This is a genomic window from Acinetobacter sp. 5862 (assembly GCF_024494585.1).
Classification (GTDB): domain Bacteria; phylum Pseudomonadota; class Gammaproteobacteria; order Pseudomonadales; family Moraxellaceae; genus Acinetobacter.
Window position 1 is genome coordinate 1 of record NZ_JANHGP010000002.1, and the last position, 2,775, is coordinate 2,775.

Below are 2,775 nucleotides of genomic sequence, written 5' to 3' on the forward strand. Positions count from 1 at the left end.
TCTGTTGCTTTAGCCTGTATATTTTTATGGCTACCTTTATAGGGTTAATTATGAACAGTAAATGTCAACAGACCCTATTAGTTTTACAGATTTATTTTTGCTATTTCTATTTGTTATTTACTAATAAAAAAACCTATGTTCCACGTGAAACATAGGCTGATTAATTTAATTGTGTTTATCCCAAAACTTTCTGAAGTTTTTAGCGATTTCGATTGTATTGCGTTTAGCTTTACTCGAAATCGGTGTGAGATTAATAAATCCATGCGTTTGATCTGGATAATCTACATAATGCACTTTAACACCACTTTGTCTTAGTTTATGGCTATAAATCTCACCTTCATCATGTAATAAATCATGCCCTGCTGTTACCACAAATGCTGGAGCTAGTTTTTTAAGACTTCCATACGTAGGTGAGATTAATGGATCATCTAACGCAACTTGATGCTGTGTTGAATAATGTTTAGTGACGTAATCTACATCTTTACTAGTTAACACCAGACCCTGACCATAGGCATAAAAAGAAGGATGTTTACTTTTAAAATCTACAACAGGATAAAACAACAACTGAGCTTGTGGTGCATATGATTTACCAACCGCATGCTGTGCAACTACAGTACTAATATTTCCTCCTGCACTATCTCCAGCAACAGCGATACGATTTTTATAAATTTTTAGCTGACGACGATTTTGATACACCCATGCTAATGCATCATCACAAGATTTAATGAGTAACTGCGGAGATGCTTCTGGTGCAAGCGGATAATCGATACTCAGAACTTGTACTTTTGCGTACTTCGCAATGAGTCGACAGGCTTCATCATGCGTATCTAAACCACCAACGACGAAACCACCACCGTGATAGAACACGATCATCGGTAATTTTTTATTAGGTGCAGGATGATAATGCCTTGCGAAAACAGTGCCACTCTGTAAAGGCAGACGTATATCTTCTACCGATTCTATAGAAGTCGATTTATTTAAAATCGCTAACATTTGTGTATCAAATTGACGGCGAGATTCGATCGGATCATCTCCAATAAAACCAACACGCCCTTGTTTAATTTGAACTGCGATTAAGCATTTTGTAAAAGCATCCAAATATGGATATTGATATGGGTAGCCTAAAACTTTCGCCAATGATTCTTGTACAATCTTAGGCAGCTTATCTAGCGCTCGTGCAGCAGGACCTTGTCCTTTATCTAAAATCGTTTGAATTTTTTGAGGTAATGCTGACACGTTCTTCCCCTTTTTCGCCCTGTCCATAGTTCTTGTTCATATCGACTATATGCTGTTATAAAGTCGTAGATCAAGATAAAGAATTCAAAATCATGCTGTAACCTAAATGGCTTATCTTAAAAAGTCATTAACCATTTTGCTAATCACTGCTTGCCTTTCATGCCAATAGCCAAGCTCAAGCACAGGTAAAAGAGATATTTTCTGATTTTTTAATATTTCTAATGGCTTTGTTGCACAAACCTATCTGTAAAGGCTTTTCATCGCGGAAATATTGCCATTTGGTTTGATCCTGCTACGCAATGGTATGCTCCATCAAAAGGCAAACAAGGGCGAAATCAAACCTACTCCGATGCAGCCATCCAATGCTGCTTAATGATTAAATCCTTATTCCGTCTATCTTTACGTATGGTCACTGGCTTTGTGCAAAGTCTGATTAAACTTTGCGGCTGAGCAGCCCCGAATATCAGTGATATTCGTACTCCACACTGTGTAGAAGACAAAAGCATATTGATATTGTAATCAGCGACCATAAAAGTAGCGATGGGCTGCCTTGCGCAATATATTGCTCATCGTAGACTCTACAGGCATGAAGTTTCTAGCTGAGGGCGAATGGAAACGCAAGAAACATGGACCTGAATATCGTCGCCAATGGCATAAACTTCGTGCAACAAAGCCGATCATCTTGAACATACTTTTTCGACGCGGCTGTTTCAACGTAACACGCGCAAAGTTTCACCCTCCCCCTGCGGGTGAAAAAGCGTTGGTCTATTGTGAGAATATTTTACAGCAGCAACAATTGCTTGAAGGTTTAGCCACCCCTGAACAGCACAGTGGTACGATTCGTTTCAGCTGTGGTCTGTTTCTGTTCCAACTGGGTGTGAATGAATGCATTAAACAATTTAAGAAACACTATCCATACATCCATTTCGATGTCTATTTAACTGAAAATACGGTCGACCTCATCGATGCTCAGGTTGATCTTGCACTGCGTATTACCCAGAAAGTTACAGATGGGCTGATTGCCCGACCAGTTTGTCAAATCGAATCCATCTTTTGTGCACATCCGCACTATTTACAAGACCACACTCCCCTTTCACACCCAAGCCAATTGATTCAGCATGAATGTATAGCCCACCATATGCATAATCAGTATTGGACTTTGTTTGATACAGATCAACAACCTCAGAATTATCCATTAAATGTTACGTTTAAAAGTGATGATGTGATTGCGCTGTATCAAATGTGTTTCAAAGCAGAAGGCGTTGCCATGTTATCAACGCTATTGGTGCGTCAGGATATTGCACAACAACGTTTGCAACAGGTATTTACAGATTTTTTGCACCCGACCTAACCTTGTGGTTAGTCTATGCATCAAGGCAACATTTACCGAAAATCACACAAGAATTTATTGCTTTTGTCATCGAAAACTTAAATTTTTACTTAAATCAGCAAAATTAAAAGATTAGGACTTACGCATTGACAGATTCAAAAAAGTATTAAAATGCTTTATAAAGTATCTGTGATCAGACGAATTAAACA

1 protein-coding gene and 2 pseudogenes are annotated in these 2,775 nt (G+C 38.4%); 2 read left to right on the forward strand and 1 reads right to left on the reverse strand.

The features are described from left to right. Window positions 1–165 precede the first annotated feature (165 nt). Window positions 166–1,236, reverse strand: a complete 1,071-nt coding sequence (locus NO346_RS00015) for an alpha/beta hydrolase (protein ID WP_256413816.1) — start codon at window positions 1,234–1,236, stop codon at window positions 166–168. A gap of 261 nt (window positions 1,237–1,497) precedes the next feature. Between NO346_RS00015 and NO346_RS00020 the strand changes: the two are divergent. Next, window positions 1,498–1,897: pseudogene (locus NO346_RS00020) on the forward strand (IS5 family transposase); the annotation flags it as partial. 14 nt (window positions 1,898–1,911) lie between these two features. Continuing rightward, window positions 1,912–2,694, forward strand: a pseudogene (locus NO346_RS00025) (LysR family transcriptional regulator); the annotation flags it as partial. Window positions 2,695–2,775 lie beyond the last annotated feature (81 nt).